This is a genomic window from Rhodococcus sp. Eu-32 (genome assembly GCF_003336925.1).
Lineage (GTDB): Bacteria > Actinomycetota > Actinomycetes > Mycobacteriales > Mycobacteriaceae > Rhodococcoides > Rhodococcoides kyotonensis_B.
In genome coordinates this window covers 1-13116 of sequence record NZ_QGNK01000034.1, presented here as the reverse complement: position 1 = coordinate 13116, position 13116 = coordinate 1, and the positions used below count along the sequence as shown (strand labels likewise).

11 protein-coding genes are annotated in these 13116 nt (G+C 65.9%); 5 read left to right on the top strand and 6 right to left on the bottom strand.

The window, feature by feature from the left end; genetic code table 11:
* The first annotated feature begins 124 nt into the window (after window positions 1-124).
* The 3 genes from obgE (at window position 125) to DK926_RS25345 (ending at window position 4530) form a co-directional block, all read left to right on the top strand.
* Window positions 125-1573 carry a GTPase ObgE gene (gene obgE, locus DK926_RS25355; protein WP_068423849.1) on the top strand — a complete coding sequence of 483 codons (1449 nt, stop codon included), beginning with the start codon at window positions 125-127 and terminating at the stop codon, window positions 1571-1573.
* Between the two features lie 30 nt (window positions 1574-1603).
* Entirely contained in the window at window positions 1604-2710 is a 1107-nt protein-coding gene (gene proB / locus DK926_RS25350) for a glutamate 5-kinase (protein ID WP_243637022.1), read from the top strand.
* Between the two features lie 95 nt (window positions 2711-2805).
* Window positions 2806-4530, top strand: a complete 1725-nt coding sequence (locus tag DK926_RS25345) for an MFS transporter (protein ID WP_114332699.1) — start codon at window positions 2806-2808, stop codon at window positions 4528-4530.
* 6 nt (window positions 4531-4536) lie between these two features.
* Here the strand turns inward: DK926_RS25345 and DK926_RS25340 are convergent, their stop codons facing one another.
* From DK926_RS25340 to DK926_RS25325, 4 genes are all read right to left on the bottom strand, one after another.
* Window positions 4537-5397 (bottom strand): Sir2 family NAD-dependent protein deacetylase, encoded by an 861-nt coding sequence (locus DK926_RS25340; RefSeq protein WP_243637020.1) that lies wholly within the window; start codon window positions 5395-5397, stop codon window positions 4537-4539.
* Window positions 5398-5524: 127 nt separating this feature from the next.
* Entirely contained in the window at window positions 5525-5923 is a 399-nt protein-coding gene (locus tag DK926_RS25335; RefSeq protein ID WP_068423739.1) for an ectoine synthase, read from the bottom strand.
* 46 nt (window positions 5924-5969) lie between these two features.
* Complete coding sequence (gene ectB, locus DK926_RS25330) at window positions 5970-7790, bottom strand: diaminobutyrate--2-oxoglutarate transaminase (RefSeq protein ID WP_084423644.1); 1821 nt, start codon at window positions 7788-7790, stop codon at window positions 5970-5972.
* A gap of 238 nt (window positions 7791-8028) precedes the next feature.
* The gene (locus DK926_RS25325) at window positions 8029-10134 is read right to left on the bottom strand and encodes a RecQ family ATP-dependent DNA helicase (protein ID WP_114332698.1); all 2106 of its coding nucleotides are present in this window, start codon (window positions 10132-10134) and stop codon (window positions 8029-8031) included.
* 74 nt (window positions 10135-10208) lie between these two features.
* On the opposite strand from DK926_RS25325, the gene DK926_RS25320 reads away from it, so the two are divergent.
* Window positions 10209-10730 carry a CrcB family protein gene (locus DK926_RS25320; protein WP_114332697.1) on the top strand — a complete coding sequence of 174 codons (522 nt, stop codon included), beginning with the start codon at window positions 10209-10211 and terminating at the stop codon, window positions 10728-10730.
* Entirely contained in the window at window positions 10727-11089 is a 363-nt protein-coding gene (gene crcB / locus DK926_RS25315; RefSeq protein WP_114332696.1) for a fluoride efflux transporter CrcB, read from the top strand. Before DK926_RS25320 ends, crcB begins: the two co-directional genes overlap by 4 nt.
* Window position 11090: 1 nt before the next feature.
* On the opposite strand, the gene DK926_RS25310 is transcribed toward crcB, so the two are convergent.
* Both DK926_RS25310 and DK926_RS25305 read right to left on the bottom strand, forming a co-directional pair.
* On the bottom strand, window positions 11091-11981 hold the full coding sequence (locus DK926_RS25310) for a LysR family transcriptional regulator (protein WP_114332695.1): 891 nt from the start codon (window positions 11979-11981) through the stop codon (window positions 11091-11093).
* Window positions 11978-12838: a ribokinase gene (locus DK926_RS25305; protein WP_114332694.1), complete on the bottom strand. Its 861-nt coding sequence runs from the start codon at window positions 12836-12838 to the stop codon at window positions 11978-11980. The genes DK926_RS25310 and DK926_RS25305 overlap by 4 nt, the downstream gene beginning before the upstream one ends.
* Window positions 12839-13116: the final 278 nt, after the last annotated feature.

The following is a 13116-nucleotide window of genomic DNA, read 5'->3' as shown; positions in this document are numbered from 1 at the left end:
CATCCGACGCGCCCAGCACTTCGATAAGGGCGGACCAGGGTCGAAAGAACCCGGTCCGCCCTTATCGTGTTTGTGGGCATCGAAAATTTCGGCCGACGAGGCCGGGGAAGGATCGAGGGCAGTCATGTCGCGATTCATCGACCGCGTGGTGCTCCACGTCACCGCCGGCAAAGGCGGCAACGGCTGTGCGTCCGTCCACCGTGAGAAGTTCAAGCCGCTCGGCGGCCCCGACGGCGGCAACGGCGGACGCGGCGGCAACGTCGTGTTCGTCGTCGATCGCGGTGTGCACACGCTGCTCGACTTCCATTTCCATTCGCATGCCAAAGCCACCAACGGAACCCAGGGCATGGGTGCCAACCGGCAGGGTTCCGACGGCGAAGACCTGATTCTGAAGGTGCCGGACGGCACCGTCGTCCTCGATCGCGACGGCAAGATCCTCGCCGACATGGTCGGAGAAGGAACGCGTTTCGACGCGGCCAGCGGCGGTCGCGGAGGTCTCGGCAACGCGGCTCTGGCGTCGAAGGCCCGCAAAGCACCTGGCTTCGCGCTCCTCGGTGAAGAGGGTGTCGAACGCGATCTCGTTCTCGAGCTGAAGTCGGTCGCCGACGTCGGCCTCGTCGGATTCCCGTCGGCCGGTAAGTCGTCGCTCGTGTCGGTGCTGTCTGCGGCGAAGCCGAAGATCGCGGACTACCCGTTCACGACGCTCGTTCCGAACTTGGGCGTGGTCTCCAGTGGTGAGACGACCTTCACCGTCGCAGACGTTCCCGGTCTGATTCCCGGCGCCAGCGACGGTCGCGGCCTCGGTCTCGAATTTCTGCGGCACCTCGAACGGTGTGCCGTGCTCGCCCACGTCGTCGATTGCGCGACACTCGATCCCGGCCGTGACCCGATTTCCGACGTCGACGCCCTCGAAGCCGAACTCGCGGCGTACAAGCCTGCGCTGTCCGGCGACGCGAGTCTGGGTGATCTAGCGGACAGGCCGCGCATCGTCGTGCTCAACAAGGCCGACGTGCCCGAGGCTGCCGAACTCGCCGAGATGGTCACGCCCGAGTTCGAAGCCCGCGGTTGGCCCGTGTTCACCATCTCGGCCGTCAGCCGAGAAGGCTTGAAGCCGTTGATCTTCGCGCTCGCGAAGATGGTGGAGGAGTACCGCGTCGCGCACCCGCCTGCTGCACCGAGGCGCGCCGTCATCCGGCCTGTCGCGCGCGACGAAGAAGGCTTCCAGGTGGTCAAGGATCCCGACGTGCCCGGTGGCTTCATCGTGCTCGGCACGCGTCCCGAGCGATGGGTCGCACAGACGCAGTTCAGCAACGACGAAGCCGTCGGCTACCTCGCGGACCGGCTCGCTCGACTCGGTGTCGAGGACACGCTCATCAAGATGGGTGCCGAACCGGGAGCGTCGGTCACCATTGCCGACGTCAGCTTCGACTGGGAACCGCAGACCCCGGCAGGCGTCGACGTCACGAGAACCGGACGAGGCACGGATGCGCGTCTGGACCAAGTCGAACGTATCGGCGCCGACGAGCGCAAGCACGCACGTCGAGTCCGTCGCGGTCTCGACACCGACGAGTGAGGGCCTGTGACGGCTGAATCCGATTCCGAAGTGCTCACCTCGACCACGAGGGCACGCGTCGCGGACGCCAAGAGAATCGTCGTCAAGATCGGTTCGTCGGCACTGACGTCGCTCGTCGGTGGGTTGGACACGGGGCGACTGGATCGCCTTGCCGACGCCGTCGAAGCGCGCATGCGGGGCGGCACGGATGTCGTCGTCGTGTCGTCCGGTGCTATCGGTGCGGGCATCGCGCCACTCGGATTGACCAAGCGCCCACAGGATCTCGCGACGAAGCAGGCAGCGGCGAGCGTCGGACAGCTTGCACTCGCGCATGCGTGGGGCACGTCGTTCGCCCGATACGGACGCACCGTCGGACAGGTGCTGCTGACCGCCGAGGACATCGCGCGGCGGACCAATCACCGTAACGCGCAACGCACGCTGGATCGACTGCGTTCGCTGGGTGCAGTGGCGATCGTCAACGAGAACGACACGGTCGCGACGGCCGAGATTCGCTTCGGTGACAACGACCGGCTCGCTGCGCTGGTTGCGCATCTCGTCGGAGCCGACGCTCTCGTTCTGCTGTCCGACGTTTCGGGTCTGTACGACGGCGACCCACGCAAAGGGCACGCGACGCTCATCCCCGAGGTCGAAAGCCCCGAAGACCTCGACGGCGTCGTCGCCGGATCCGGCGGTGCACTGGGGACCGGCGGAATGGCGTCGAAATTGTCCGCAGCGCGCCTCGCCGCCGACGCAGGCGTTCCGGTGTTGCTCGCGGCAGCGGCGGACGCCGAGGCAGCGCTGACCGACGCCAGTGTCGGAACGGCATTCGCGGCACGCCCGACGCGTCTGTCGGCGCGCCGGTTCTGGGTGCGACATGCCGCCGACGTCTCCGGTGACATCCATCTGGATGCCGGGGCGGTGCGCGCCGTCGTCGAGAAGCGTCGGTCGTTGCTGTCGGCGGGCATCACCGGCCTGTCGGGTCAGTTCTACGGTGGCGACGTCGTGTCGCTGCGTGGTCCCGACGGGCAACTCGTCGCCCGCGGGGTCGTGGCATTCGACGCGTCCGAGTTGACCGGGATGCTCGGCAAGTCGACGAGCGAGCTGTCGCCGGAGCTGCATCGTCCCGTCGTACATGCCGACGATCTGGTTCCTGCCTGAACCGGACAAAGCGGTCCGATCGGGGTCGCACATGTTGCTTGCCGGCAGATTTCGCAGTTCGATGAACACACGCATCGACGGCGGGAGCGGACGGCATGGCTCGTACGGACACGGATCGAGACGCATCGAGAAATTCCACGCGGGACGACGCCCTGTTCCGACGGCGGTGGCTGATTCTCGCCGTGATGGTCATCTGTCTGCTGGTGGTCATCCTCGACAACACGATCCTGAACGTCGCGCTGAAGACGATTCAAGCCGATCTCGACGCCTCACAGAGTGCAATGCAGTGGGCCGTCGACAGCTACGCCGTCGTGTTCGCGGGCCTGCTGATCCTGTGGGGTGTCACGGGTGATCGCATCGGACGCAAGCGCACGTTGATCGTCGGCATGGTGGCGTTCGGGGTGACGTCGGCCCTGTGTTCGACGGCGGATACGTCGACCGAACTCATCGTGTACCGGGCGCTGATGGGCATCGGTGCTGCCGCCGTCCAGCCGCAGACGCTGTCGATCATTCAGAATGTGTTCGAACCCGACGAGAGGCCGAGAGCGATCGGAATCTGGGCGGCCGCGTCGGGAATCGCAATTGCGTTGGGGCCCATCACCGGTGGAGCATTGCTCGAATTCTTCTGGTGGGGTTCGGTGTTCCTGATCAACGTCCCGATCGTGATCGTCGGTGTCGCACTGATCTTCGTGCTCGTACCGGAGTCGAAGGATCCACACCCCGGCAGGATCGATCCGTTCGGAGTCGTGCTGTCGATCGTCGCGCTTGTCGTGCTGGTGTTCGGCATCATCGAGGGCGGCAACACGAACGACTGGGTGCAATGGCGTTCGCTCGGCGCGATCGTACTGGGTGTCGTGTTGCTGGCGTTGTTCGTCGTGCTGGAGAAACGGAGTTCGCATCCGACCATCGACGTCACTCTGTTTCGGAACCGTCAGTTCTCGGCGGGCACGATATCGATTGCGCTGGTGTTCTTTTCGCTGATGGGTGCGACGTTCTACCTTGCCTACTACCTGCAGGCCATTCGCGGTTACACCCCGCTTGCGGCCGGCGTCGCGTTGATCGCGGTCGCGCTGGGTGTCATGATCTCGGCAAGCCAGGCGGCTCGGTTGTCCGACCGGTTCGGTGCTCGCTATGTGGCCGGGTGCGGACTGGTGCTGTTCTCGCTCGCGATGCTGTCCTACGCGCTGGTGGGGGAGACGACACCGCAGTGGATCGTCGAGGCACAGATGTTCGTTCTCGGTACGGGCATGGGTCTGACGATGACACCCGCCACGAACGCGATCATGGGTGCGGTGCCCCGTGAGAAAGCGGGCGCAGGGGCGGCCGTCAACAACACCGTCCGGCAGGTGGCCGGTGCGCTGGGCGTGGCGATACTCGGGTCGTTGCTGGCCGTCGCGTTTCGCGGCGACCTCGGAGCCGACGCTCCCGCGACCCTCGCCACGAATCTCGATCGACCTGCGGCCGTGGTGTCGCAATTGCCGTCCGATGCGCAGGTGTCGCCGCTCGTGACGTCCGACGCCAGTGAATCCATCGGCGGTGCACTGGAATTCGCGGGTAGGGCAGCGTCGGCTCTGCAGACCCGTGGTTCTCTGCCCCAGGCGACCCAGGTGCCGGAGAACGTCCGAGCAGAGCAGAAGCAGAAGGCGGAAGTCGAGATCACCTCGTTCGTCGCGGAGTCCAAGTCGGCATTCGTCCACGGCATGCACGTGGCGTCGATCGCGGCCGCAGCAAGTGCGTTCCTCGGAGCCGTCGCCGCGTTCACGCTGTTGCCGGGACGCATCGAGATCGACGACGACGAACCGGCGCCGCCCGTCGTCTGATGGCTGCTACGGCGACGGTAGCGCGTCGAGGAGCGCGGTGACCGTCTCCGAGGTTCCCGCATGTGAGGTGACGGTCGCGAACTCGTCGCCTCGTGTCGGCCCTCGGTTGACGATCACGATGGGAATTCCGGCCTTGGCGGCACGACGGACGAACCTGAGTCCCGACATGACCGTCAACGACGATCCGAGGACGAGGACCGCGTCGCTGCGATCGACCAGGTCGAAGGCCTCGGCCACCCTCGGCTTGGGCACGCTCTCGCCGAAGTAGACGATGTCGGGCTTGAGGACCCCGCCGCAGTACGCGCAGTCGACCATGCGGAAATGGGCCGTGCTGGTGAGGACGGCATCCGCGTCCGGGGCTATCTCGACGCCTTCCGCAGGCGCCACGCTTTCCAGGAATCCGGGGTTCAGCTCATCGAGGCGCTGCGCGAGTGTGAATCGCGAGATGAGCCGTCCGCAGCTCAGACACCGGACACGTGCGTAGACACCGTGGAGGTCGACGACGCGTCGGCTTCCCGCCTTGGTGTGCAGCATGTCGACGTTCTGCGTGATGATCCCCGACACCACGCCGCGACGCTCCAGCGCGGCGAGACTGCGGTGTCCGAGGTTCGGGCGTGCTGCGTCCATGTGACGCCAGCCGACGTGGTTACGTGCCCAGTAGTGTCGGCGGAACTCGTCGTCGCCGATGAACTGCTGATACGTCATCGGATTCCGTGGAGGTGAGTCCGGTCCTCGGTAGTCGGGGATTCCCGAGTCGGTCGACATACCGGCGCCGGTGACGACGGCGATGGACTTGCCGGACAGTACCTCGACGATCGCGTCGAAGTCCGTCCCGGCGACGATGCTGTGAGTTCCAGGGGCCGACACCCCATCCAGGGTAGCGCCCGGCAGCCGCGCACCTAGGTCGAGGCGCGGATACGCCGACGCCCCGTGCGACCGGCTCACGCGGTCGGACGGGGCGTCGGAGATGTTTCGGGCGAAGAATACCGCTGTCTTATGCAGGGACCTCGACGAGCGGGTATACGCCGTTCTCGTCGTGCGTCTCGTTGCCGACGACGGGCGGGTTGAACACGCACATCATGCGCATCTGGGTCCGCGGCTCCACCGTGTGGCGCTCGTGGCCGTTGAGCAGGTACATCGAACCCGGGCCCAGCTCGTACGTCTCACCGGTTTCACGGTCGGTCAGAGTGCCCTCACCTTCGATGAGCCAGACGGCCTCGACATGGTTGGCATAGTGAAAGTTGTTCACCGTCCCGGCCTTGATGGTGGTCTCGTGGAACGAGAATCCCACCTTGTCGCCGCCGAGGATGATGCGCTTGCTGACCCACTGGCCGTCTTCACTCTTGATTTCGCGATCGGTGCCGGTGATGTCCTGGGTAGTACGAACGATCATGGATGATCTCCCTTCGGTCGAGTGAGTGCGTTACGCGGAAAGTGGCTCAGGAGCACACTTTTGCGGTCGCGCTTTCGATGATGTCGAGTCCGCGATCGAGTTCTTCGAGTGTCGTGGTCAGCGGCGGAAGCAGCTTGACGACCTCGTCGGACGGACCTGCGGTCTCGACGAGAAGTCCCTCGTCGTAGCAGAGCTGGGCGACCTTGGTGGCCTGCTCCGGCTCCTCGAATGCGAGTGCCTGCACCATTCCGCGGCCACGAGTGGACACGCAGCTGAACTTCGCGCACAGCTTGATGAAGCGATCCTGAATGTGAGCGCCCTTCGCGAGAATCTCCTTCTCGAACGTGTCGTCGGACCAGTACGTCTCGATGGCGACCTTCGACGTGACGAACGAGGGGTTGAATCCTCGGAACGTTCCGTTGTGCTCACCCGGTGCCCACACGTCGAGCTCCGGCTTGAACAGCGTGAGCGCCATCGGCATTCCGTAACCACCGACCGACTTCGACAGCGTGACGATGTCCGGAACGATGCCTGCTTCCTCGAACGAGAAGAACTGGCCGGTGCGGCCACAACCCATCTGCACGTCGTCGACGATCAGCAGGATGTCGCGACGCGAGCACAGTTCGGCCAAGGCGCGCAACCACTCCGGACGGGCAACGTTGATGCCGCCCTCGCCCTGGATGGTCTCGACGATGACTGCAGCCGGGCGGTTGATTCCACTGCCCGAGTCGTCGAGCACGCGCTCGAACCACTGGAAGTCCTCGGTGACGCCGCCGAAGTAGTTGTCGTACGGCATGGGAGTCGTGTGCACCAGCGGAATTCCGGCGCCGGCTCGCTTCATCGAGTTGCCGGTGACCGACAGCGCGCCGAGTGTCATGCCATGGAAAGCGTTGGTGAAGTTGATGATTGCTTCGCGTCCGGTGACCTTGCGGGCGAGCTTGAGGGCTGCCTCGACCGTGTTGGCGCCTGTGGGACCGGGGAATTGCACCTTGTAGTCGAGGCCGCGCGGATCGAGGATGTTCTTCTTGAACGACTCGAGGAACTCACGCTTCGCGACGGTGGACATGTCGAGACCGTGGGTGATGCCGTCGCTCTGGATGTAGTCGACGAGTGCACCCTTGAGAATGTCGTTGTTGTGACCGTAGTTCAAAGCGCCTGCGCCGCCGAAGAAGTCGAGGTACTCACGGCCGTTCTCGTCCACGAGAGTCGAGTTCTTCGCAGTCTTGAACACAGCAGGCCACTGACGGCTGTAGCTCCGAACTCCGGACTCGACGGTCTCGAAGACGTCGGGCTTCTCGGTGATGGTCGACTCGGTCATGTTCTGCTTGTTCCTTTCGTGTGTGCGCACGGTGGCGGGGCCTACGGTGTAGAGCTCCTCGGCCTCGTGGCTATCAGGGAAATCGTTCGGCGCGAACAGGTCTGACTTGGTGATGTCCGTGCCCCGTGTTCGAGCGAGGGCGGTGAACAACGCGATCGACGCCTCGTTGTCGGGGCTGATCGTCGTTTCGAGATGAGTGATGCCCTGCGGCGCAAGACGATCGAGAAGTTCGTTCAGCATGCGGCCGGCAAGTCCCTTGCCCCGCTGATCCGCATCGACTGCCACCTGCCACACGAAAAACGTTGTGGGGGAGTCCTGTCGGATGTAACCGGTGACGAACCCTACGGCGCGACCATCGACGTCGGAAACGACGGATGTCGCAGCGAAATCTCTGCACCACAATACGTATGCGTAGCTCGAATTGAGGTCGAGTACGCGCGAATCTCTCGCGATTTCCCAGAGCCGGACTCCGTCGGAAACCTGTGGACTACGAAACGTCACTGCGTCCGGCGCAGTGATTGGGGTCGCTCTCAGCTGTGCGGGCTTCATAGGAAATACCAACGTAACAAGGTGACCATGGCATTTCATGTACCCCCGGAAATTGGTTCGATAAACCTTGTCGCTTTCCCAGGTAAGAGGGTGAATGTGAGGCTGGTCACGTTCGTGGGATTCGACGTAACGCCCGAGCGAGACAGCGACGATGCTTGGAGTCGAAAAACGTCGATGCACAGGGTGGGCTTAGCGTTCCTGCAGTCGAGCGAGAGTTGCCTCGGAGGCGGAGGCCGGGCTACTTGGGAGTCGCGAGAGCGAACGGTAGGACAGCGTCTGCTCCGGCCTGGCGGAGCGCGACCGACGCGCACGTGAAGGTCCAGCCGCTGTCGGTCAGCAGGTCCACCAGCAGAACCGGGCCATCGGTGCTGGTCAGGTCCGGTACGTCCCACGAATCGATCAGCCCGGCGACGCGGAATGCCGAATTGGCGGCCGACACGGGTGGGTGGTCCGGCCGAGGGGCGAGGATGCCCAGGTCGTCGAGCCTGCCGATACGTGCGAGCTCGCTCGACACGGATCGAACGAGCTGCGGGTGTGTGTCGGACTCGAGGGCGATGACGGAGGTGGGCCTGGTCTCCCAGTCCCAGTTCGCGAGGACGCTGATACAGCCGTCGAGCAATGCCGCAGGCGCAGGACCGTCGGGGCCGTCGAGCAGCTGACGCAGCCTGGCGCCCCAGCCCAGGTCGATGAGCCTACCCAGGATGCGGCCGGGTCGCGGGCCGTCGGTGATCTTGCCGGACAGTGACACGCCGAGCTTCTTCATTCCGCTCGGCCACTGCTTCCGTGGCGGTAGATCCACGCCCGGTCGGTCCAGGCGGGCCCTGGTCGATTCGAGTGCGGCTGCGTCGACCTGCACCGAGTAAGACTGCCCTGTGCAGTTGTCACAGCGGCCACAGGGGTCGGCACCCTCCGCGAGTTCCGGGTCGTCGAGCTGTCGCCGTAGGAATTCCATGCGGCACCCGTCTGTGCGCTGGTAGTCGATCATCGCCTGCTGCTCGGAGTCCCTTGCCTGCTCCAGCCGTTCGTAGCGCGACGCGTCATACACCCACGGTTGTCCGGTGGCGATCCAGCCGCCCCGTACGCGCTGGACGGCGCCGTCGACGTCGAGCACCTTCAGTACCATCTCGAGACGGCTCCGGTTCAGGTCGACGAGCGGCTCGAGCGCCGGAGTCGACTGCGGCTTCACCTCGTCGAGCACCTCGATCACCTGCCGCACGACGTGCTCCCGGGGGAACGCGACCGACGCGAAGTAACTCCAGATCTGCCGGTCCTCGTGCCCGGGAAGCAGGATGACCTCGGCGCGCTCGGTGGCACGCCCGGCACGGCCCACCTGCTGGTAGTAGGAGATGGGCGACGACGGAGCGCCCATGTGGACCACGAAGCCCAGATCCGGTTTGTCGAAGCCCATGCCGAGCGCAGACGTCGCGATCAACGCCTTGACCTCGTTGTTCAGCAGGTCTGCCTCGAGCGATTCGCGTTCGGTCGGATCGGTCTGGCCCGTGTACGCAGCGACCGCCAGACCTTGGTCGGACAGCAGGCTCGCGAGATCGTGGGCGGCGGACACGGTCAGTGTGTACACGATGCCGGACCCGGGGAGTTCGGCCAAACGGGATGCGAGCCACGCGGCGCGTTCGGTGGTGTTCTCGATCTGCACCACCGACAGGTGCAGCGATTCACGCTCGAGCCCACCGCGCAGAACGACGGTGTCACTTCCGCCGACGCCGAGCTGTGCCGCGACGTCGGCGACGACGCGGTCGTTGGCCGTCGCTGTGGTGGCGAGCACCGGAATGCCGTCGCGCAATTCGGAGATGAGGGTACGAATGCGTCGATAGTCGGGACGGAAGTCGTGACCCCAGTCGGACACACAGTGCGCCTCGTCGACGACGACGAGACCTGCGTCCGCGGCGAGCGACGGCAACACCTGGTCCCGAAAGTCCGGATTGTTGAGCCGCTCGGGGCTGACGAGCAGGACGTCGAGACGGCCGGCCGCGACGTCTGCGTGCACGTCCTCCCACTCGGTCATGTTGCCCGAGTTGATCGTGGCCGCGCGCACCCCTGCACGTTCGGCCGAGGCGACCTGGTTGCGCATCAACGCCAGCAGAGGAGACACGATGACGGTCGGGCCGAGGCCCTGCTCGCGCAGCAGCTTGGCGGCGATGAAGTAGACCGCCGACTTTCCCCACCCGGTGCGCTGCACCACCAGAGCGCGCCGTCGGCCCACGACCAGTGCCTCGATGGCGGTCCACTGATCCTCGCGCAGCCGAGCGCCGGGCCCGGCCAACTCGCCGAGGAGACGTTCGGCGTCGTCGCGAAGATCGGTCGTGGGTGCTTCCGATGTGGTCATGGCCCCATGGTGCCGCACGCGTCCGACAGAGTCCGGTGCGGAGCCGGGGCTAGGCTCCTGCCGGAGGAGGTGGCATGTCGACACAGGGTGACGACTCGGCGGAGTCCGCGCACGGTGACCCACACGACGAGTTGGCGACGGATCCGGACGCGGGTCGCATCACCGCGACGACGGCCTCGCTCCGACCTCTGCACCGGCAACCGCTGGCGTTGCTGTCGGTGTTCGCCGGCGGTGTGGTCGGCACCCTGACTCGTCACGCGATCGAGACGGCGATTCCGCACCGCACGCCGGACTGGCCTGTCGCGACGTTCGCGATCAACGTCGTCGGGGCGTTCGTGCTCGGCTCGTTGCTGGAGGCGTTGGCCCGGCGGGGGCCTGACACCGGTGTGCGGCAACAACTTCGGTTGCTCGCCGGCACGGGATTCTGTGGTGCCTTCACCACGTACAGCACACTCGCGCTCGAAGCCGTGATCTCGACGCGCGACGGTCACGCGGTGACGGCGGTGCTGTACGGCGTCGTCAGCGTCGTGCTCGGTGCACTCGCGGCGTGGGCGGGCATCGCGGTGGCGTCGCGTCGGAACAGGGGAACACAGTGATCGTCCTCGCTCTCGCCATCGCCGGGGCGCTCGGTGCCGTCGCCCGATTCGCGCTCGACTCCGTCGTCAGGACGAAGCTGCACAGCGCTTTTCCGTGGGCGACGGTGGCCATCAACATCTCCGGATCGCTGCTGCTCGGATTCGTCGCCGGACTGGTCCTGTTCGACGGCGCGTCGAGCGATCTGCAAACCGTCGTCGGCACCGGCTTCTGTGGCGGCTACACGACCTTCAGTACTGCCAGTGTCGAGACCGTGCGGCTGATGCAGCAGGGCAGACGTCTGTCGGCGCTGGCCAACGCGGTCTCGACGCTGGTCCTGTCGGTCGGCGCCTGCGCGGTCGGAGTGGCCATCGCAGCGTGACTCAGCTGCCTGCCGCGATGTCGAGGAAATCCCGTCGTGGCCCACGCAAAGGTTCCTGTCGGTTCCAGATCGCGCGGAGCTGACGCGGCATGCTGAGGCCGTCGACGACCACGCGGATCAGCCGACCGTCCCGAATATCGGTGTCGACCGCGAGTGACGACAGAACGCCAGGCGCGTGCGCCGTTGCCACCGCCGACTTGATCGCGGTCACCGAATTCAGCTCGAGCAGCGGCTGCGCCGACGGGTGCACGGTGTTCTCGTAGGTCGTGCGCGTTCCGGAACCAGGCTCGCGCTGAACCAACGGTGTCGCGGCCAATTCGTCGACGGTGACCGATCCGCGACGCGCCCACGGATGGCCGGCCCCGGTGACGACGACCAGTTCGTCGGCCGCCACCACGCGCACGCCGAGCCCGGACGGAACATCGGGGCCCTCGACGAATCCCAGATCCGCCCGCCCGTCGAGGACGTGCTGCGCCACCTCGGTCGAGTTCATCAGCCGCACCTGGGTGGTGACGTCGGGGTAGCGCGAGCGCATCATGACGACCCATCCCGGCACCAGATGCTCGGCGACCGTCATGCTCGCCGCCACTGTCAGGTGTGCCCGGTCTTCCTGCAGCAGGGACTGAACGCCCGTCGCGAACGTGTCGGCCGCGGTCAGGACGCTCTCGGCCCACTCCAACACGGCAACGCCTTCGGGAGTGAGTTCCACTCCGCTCGTCGTGCGATGGAAGACGCGCAACCCGATATCGCGTTCGGCTGCACGGATTCTCGCACTGACCGCCTGCTGACTCATGCCGTGTTCGCGCCCTGCGGCGCTCATGCTGCCCAGCCGAGCGACCGACACCATGACGTCGAGCGCCGTGAGATCCGGGACGCGTGGGGAGAGTGTCATGCGAGTTCGGACTCGATCTGGGCCCGTGTGCCCGACGACGCTCCCGCGCCGCGTCGGGTCGCCGCGAATGCGCCTGCTGCACAGGCCCATCGGACCGCGGACTCCGGCCCTTTCGGCCACTCGGCCACCAGTGCACCGGTGAACGCGTCGCCTGCGCCGGTGGTGTCGATCGCGTCGACGACGGGTGCGGGGACGGCGAATTCGCCTGCAGGCCCGGAGTAACGCGCGCCGGACGCGCCGAGGGTCGTCACGACATGCGTGACGCGTCCCAGCAGGTCGGTGCCGAGTGCCGCGGCCTCGGCCTCGTTGAGGACCAACACGTCGACCGCATCGAGAAGCTCGTCCGGTGCGGCGTGCACGGGAGAGGGATTCAGTACGACGAGAGTTCCGTTCCGTCGCGCGTGTTGGGCTGCCGCCGTGACCGTGGACAGCGGAATCTCGAACTGGCACAACAGAACATCGGATTCGGCAATGACGTCGAGTTCCTCGCCGGTCAGATCGGTGACGAGCGCGTTGGCCCCGGGAACGACGACGATCGAGTTCTCGCCCGTCGTATCGACCGTGATGACGGCGATGCCGCTCGGCCCGTCGGTGCGGCGCAACAGGGACGCGTCGACGGATGCATCGCGCAGCCGCGCGGCGAGGTCGGTCGCGAACGCGTCGTCGCCGACCGCGCCGAGGAATGTGGTCTCGGAGCCGGAGCGGGCCGCAGCGATCGCTTGATTCGCGCCCTTGCCGCCCTGCGCGGTCGCGAACGCGTCGCCGAGAACCGTCTCGCCCGGCGCGGGGAGGTGGTCGGTAACCGCAGTCAGGTCCATGTTGATGCTGCCCAGTACGGTCACTCGCGTCGCGTGCATGGGATGACACTATGCGGCCGGGGTAGGGGTGCGGGGGAGGGGTGAGACGGACCGAGGGCGTCCCGTGCTCACTCCGAGTGACCGAATGCGTCATCCGGTCCGGTGGGCGCCGAACGCCCGAACACCAGCGAGGGCGTCCCTCGCTCACTCGGGGCGGTTTCAAGCTGTCGCTGCACCAATGAGCTCTGCGAACTTTTCCAACGGTGGTCTGTAGCCTAGCGTCGCCCTGGGGCGCTCGTTCAATTCCAGGGTGACGCGGCGCAGTTCCTCGGGTGAAT

Excerpts from the sequence above, each read along its gene's own strand:
- DK926_RS25325 (WP_114332698.1), bottom strand. The coding sequence starts at position 10,134 with ATGACCACATCGGAAGCACCCACGACCGATCTTCGCGACGACGCCGAA.
- DK926_RS25310 (WP_114332695.1), bottom strand. The coding sequence starts at position 11,981 with ATGACACTCTCCCCACGCGTCCCGGATCTCACGGCGCTCGACGTCATG.
- DK926_RS25335 (WP_068423739.1), bottom strand. The coding sequence starts at position 5,923 with ATGATCGTTCGTACTACCCAGGACATCACCGGCACCGATCGCGAAATC.
- obgE (WP_068423849.1), top strand. The coding sequence starts at position 125 with ATGTCGCGATTCATCGACCGCGTGGTGCTCCACGTCACCGCCGGCAAA.
- DK926_RS25305 (WP_114332694.1), bottom strand. The coding sequence starts at position 12,838 with ATGCACGCGACGCGAGTGACCGTACTGGGCAGCATCAACATGGACCTG.
- DK926_RS25345 (WP_114332699.1), top strand. The coding sequence starts at position 2,806 with ATGGCTCGTACGGACACGGATCGAGACGCATCGAGAAATTCCACGCGG.
- ectB (WP_084423644.1), bottom strand. The coding sequence starts at position 7,790 with ATGAAGCCCGCACAGCTGAGAGCGACCCCAATCACTGCGCCGGACGCA.
- DK926_RS25320 (WP_114332697.1), top strand. The coding sequence starts at position 10,209 with ATGTCGACACAGGGTGACGACTCGGCGGAGTCCGCGCACGGTGACCCA.